The 1,204-nt window shown below is 48.6% G+C and carries 2 protein-coding genes; one reads left to right on the top strand and one right to left on the bottom strand.

Features of this window, described 5'->3' with window-relative positions:
• Positions 1 to 140 precede the first annotated feature (140 nt).
• Positions 141 to 935, top strand: coding sequence for a thymidylate synthase (locus ACTHUM_RS14730; protein WP_107810843.1), 795 nt, complete (start codon positions 141 to 143; stop codon positions 933 to 935).
• A gap of 59 nt (positions 936 to 994) precedes the next feature.
• On the opposite strand, the gene ACTHUM_RS14725 is transcribed toward ACTHUM_RS14730, so the two are convergent.
• A partial coding sequence (locus tag ACTHUM_RS14725; RefSeq protein WP_440403252.1) for a transferrin-binding protein-like solute binding protein occupies positions 995 to 1,204 on the bottom strand: 210 nt, incomplete at its 5' end.

Raw genomic sequence — 1,204 nt, 5'->3', positions numbered from 1 at the left:
GCGCTAAATTGTCAACATTGTTAATGAGTGTATTACGCGAATATGGGGAAGGTCGCCCCATTGAAGACAGAGAGGCAGGCCGTCTGAAAATTCGGTACAATACACACGAAATTCCCACAACACATACACTAAGGAAACACATGAAAGCCTATCACGACCTTATGCGCCATGTTCTCGACAATGGCATCGACAAATCCGACCGTACCGGCACCGGCACGCGTTCCGTGTTCGGTTACCAAATGCGTTTTGATTTGAGTGAAGGCTTTCCGCTGTTAACCACCAAAAAACTGCATCTGCGCTCGATTATTCATGAGCTACTTTGGTTTCTCAAAGGCGATACCAACATCAAATACCTGAAAGAGAACAACGTTTCCATTTGGGACGAATGGGCGGACGAAAACGGCGATTTAGGCCCGGTTTACGGCTACCAATGGCGCAGTTGGCCTGCACCCGACGGCCGCCATATCGACCAAATTGCCAACGTGGTGGAACAAATCAAGAAAAATCCCGACTCGCGCCGCCTGATTGTGTCCGCATGGAATCCGGCTTTGGTCGATGAAATGGCCTTGCCGCCTTGCCACGCGCTGTTTCAGTTTTACGTTGCCAACGGCAAACTGTCTTGCCAGCTTTACCAACGCAGCGCCGATATTTTCCTTGGCGTACCGTTCAACATCGCCAGCTACGCATTGTTGACCATGATGATGGCCCAAGTATGCGGACTGGAAGCAGGTGAGTTTATCCATACGTTTGGCGATGCGCATTTGTACAGTAACCATATCGAGCAGGCCCAGCTACAATTAAGCCGCGATTTCCGAAACCTGCCGACCATGAAAATCAACCCTGAAGTCAAAGACTTGTTTGAATTTAAATTTGAAGACTTTGAATTGGAAGGCTACGATCCGCATCCGCATATCAAAGCAGCCGTATCGGTGTAATCTAAGTTGAAAATAAAAAGGCCGTCTGAAACTTCAGACGGCCTTTTGTTTAGGCAGGGTTATTGACGTTTCGCGCCATAGCCACCGATTAAGTGTTCGGTTGCATCTTTGTTTTTCAAGCCGTAAGTGCCGCCAATTTCTGCAGCATTGGGGCCGTAGAATTTGCCGTTCAGGTTGCCGCTTAACTTGTCATCGGCCGTGCTGACTTTACCGGAGAAGAGGTTGCCGTCTTTCCAGCTTGCCGTACCTTTGAAATCATAGTTGTTATC

The organism is Neisseria sp. P0021.S006, assembly GCF_051956895.1.
The sequence above is the reverse complement of the archived record's forward strand: the minus strand, read 5'-3'. Positions and strand labels throughout refer to the sequence as shown.

Excerpts from the sequence above, each read along its gene's own strand:
- ACTHUM_RS14730 (WP_107810843.1), top strand. The coding sequence starts at position 141 with ATGAAAGCCTATCACGACCTTATGCGCCATGTTCTCGACAATGGCATC.